Source organism: Catenulispora yoronensis, assembly GCF_039531695.1.
GTDB classification, from domain to species: domain Bacteria; phylum Actinomycetota; class Actinomycetes; order Streptomycetales; family Catenulisporaceae; genus Catenulispora; species Catenulispora yoronensis.
Window position 1 is genome coordinate 1 of sequence record NZ_BAAAQN010000245.1, and the last position, 535, is coordinate 535.

At 50.5% G+C, this 535-nt stretch carries 1 protein-coding gene and 1 pseudogene; both read right to left on the reverse strand.

Annotated features, from left to right (window positions below):
• Positions 1-145 (reverse strand): hypothetical protein (locus tag ABD481_RS47105; protein ID WP_344672392.1); only part of this gene is annotated, 145 nt, incomplete at its 3' end.
• A 124-nt stretch (positions 146-269) separates the two neighbouring features.
• A pseudogene (locus ABD481_RS47110) lies at positions 270-535 on the reverse strand (ribose-phosphate pyrophosphokinase); the annotation flags it as partial.

Below are 535 nucleotides of genomic sequence, written 5' to 3' on the forward strand. Positions count from 1 at the left end.
CCATCGCCAGCGGAATCGCAATGATCCCGACGGTGATCCCGGCGATCAGGTCACGCGTGAAGCGGGCGGTGGTGTACTTTTCTTTCCAACAAGCGTCGATGAGGGCGCGGAAAGGCATCACATGTGAGGAAAATAATCTGTTCACAATAATGTTTCATCCATGAGCGCATCATCTGTCAACTAAATGGCAGGTGAAGGAGGCATTGATCATACAAATAAGGTGCGGAGACAAAAAAACCCGCCGCAGCGGGTTTTTGTGCTGGGCTCGATTAATGTTCGAACATAGCAGAGATAGATTCTTCATTGCTGATACGGCGAATAGCTTCAGCCAGCATACCGGAGAGCGTCAGAGTACGCACTTTATCCAGCGCTTTAATTTCTGGTGCCAGCGGAATGGTATCGCAGACGACAAATTCATCAATGACAGAGTTTTTGATGTTCTGGATAGCGTTGCCGGAGAAGATTGGGTGCGTCGCGTAAGCGAATACGCGTTTCGCGCCACGCTCTTTCAGCGCTTCTGCCGCTTTACACAGGG